This is a genomic window from Hamadaea sp. NPDC051192 (genome assembly GCF_040682475.1).
In the GTDB taxonomy this organism is placed as follows: Bacteria; Actinomycetota; Actinomycetes; order Mycobacteriales; family Micromonosporaceae; genus Hamadaea; species Hamadaea flava.
In genome coordinates this window covers 1-1,413 of record NZ_JBFBAZ010000304.1, presented here as the reverse complement: position 1 = coordinate 1,413, position 1,413 = coordinate 1, and the positions used below count along the sequence as shown (strand labels likewise).

General features: G+C 65.3%; 1 protein-coding gene. It reads right to left on the bottom strand.

What is annotated here, in order from left to right:
* Positions 1-124 precede the first annotated feature (124 nt).
* On the bottom strand, positions 125-1,261 hold the full coding sequence (locus AB0M47_RS42745) for an IS701 family transposase (protein WP_363424776.1): 1,137 nt from the start codon (positions 1,259-1,261) through the stop codon (positions 125-127).
* Between the last annotated feature and the right edge of the window lie 152 nt (positions 1,262-1,413).

The following is a 1,413-nucleotide window of genomic DNA, read 5'->3' as shown; positions in this document are numbered from 1 at the left end:
TACTCCAGCCGCACTTGGCTGAGGTTGAGTCTTCGCTGGTAGTGGCTTGTTTTGGCTCGGTACTGGTGTCGGCGACGCCACCATGACCATCGATTGACATGATCGCGGGTTCGCTTCCGGGTGATCAGGTGTGCCAGGAGACGTCGAACCTCGGCGAGGCTGATCGGGACGAGTCCGTCCCGATCGGAGTGCCCCTTTTTGCATGCTTCGCGGTGACGGTGAGGAACGCGTGCGCGCACATGGCGAGCGTCATGTGCCGGTACCAGGCGTCGTAGCGGCGGACCTGATATTCATCGAGGCCGACTTGTCCTTTGGCAGTCTGGAAGCACTCCTCGATCGCCCAACGGGCGCCAGCCACGCGGATCAGCTGCTCGTCGTCGGTGTCCTCGGGTCCGTAGCATAGGTAGTAGGCCAGCTCGGTGGGATCGGCGAGTGATCGGCGGATCAGCAGCCAGCGGGCGAAGCCGTGATCGGCGGTGCCAGTGTCGGGCAGCGTGGCCACGGCCCAGTCGAAAAGACGCGGACCTTTCGCACCATCGCCACAGCTGCGCCGCTTCCACGCTCGGGCAGGAGCGGCGACCGCGAGCTGGTCTGCGCGGGCGCTACCGCCCTCGGTAGGGATCTTCTGATTGCAGGCCACGGCAAGGACATAGGCCATGCGATTTTGCTGCAGCCAGAGCCGGAACTTGCTGTCTTTGCCGTAGGCCTCGTCCGCGGTCACCCAGCGGGCGGGCAGTCCGGCGTCGATCGCCCGGCGCAGCATCGCGAGTCCGAGCGCCGGTTTGGTCGCGAACCGCACCTTCTCGGGTATCGCGGCCTCGGCCCGCCGCGCCGGATCGTCGCACCAGCCCTGAGGCAGGTAAAGCTCGCGATCGACCAGGGTACGTCCGTGCTGGGTTACGTAGGCCAGGAAGACGCCGAGCTGGCAGTTCTCCGTCCGCCCAGCCGTGCCCGAATACTGACGCTGCACGCCAGCGGACTTGACGCCTTTCTTCACGAAGCCGGTCTCGTCGACCACCAAAATCCCGGCCGGATCGCCGAGGTGCTCATGCACGTACCCGCGCAGATCGTCGCGCACAGCCTCGGCGTCCCATGCCGCGTCGTTGAGCAGCCGCTGCATCCCGTCCGGTGTGTTCTCCCCAGCGGCCTCTGCAAGAGTCCACCCGTTCTTGCCTGCAAGCGGTGACAACAGACCCAGCAGGTACGCACGTGCACGCCGGCGCGGCTCCACCCGCCGAAACCGGCCGGCGATGCGCGCCATCAGGTCGTCCAGCCCCGCCGCCCAACCCGAAACGTCCTCAACACCCACAAGCCTGGGAGTCTATAGTGGACAGATCAAGTCCTATCAGGAACCCCGCAATGACGTCGTCTGGCCAGCGAAAACAAGTACACGAAAGTGCGGCTGGAGTACTA

Bases quoted from the DNA above. Each gene is read 5' to 3' on its own strand.
- AB0M47_RS42745 (WP_363424776.1), bottom strand. From the start codon at position 1,261: ATGGCGCGCATCGCCGGCCGGTTTCGGCGGGTGGAGCCGCGCCGGCGT.